Genomic DNA, 213 nt, shown 5'->3' with positions numbered 1-213 from the left:
TCGCGCCCATGGGGCGCTCCTACAGGGGAATGCCGGTTGAACCGTAGGGCGCATAACCCGTTCCGGGTTATGCGCCCTACGTAACGACTGCAGGAGCGAGCTTGCTCGCGAACCTTGGCCTCGCTGCGGGGCCCGATGAAGCGTGGACCGGAGAAAGCCGAGCTGGTCGAGGGCTGAATCGGCACCGGATTCAGCCTGTAGGAGCGGGCCATG

It is taken from the genome of Pseudomonas sp. 21 (assembly GCF_000955805.1).
Taxonomy (GTDB): domain Bacteria; phylum Pseudomonadota; class Gammaproteobacteria; order Pseudomonadales; family Pseudomonadaceae; genus Pseudomonas.
Note: the sequence above shows the minus strand (reverse complement) of the source record.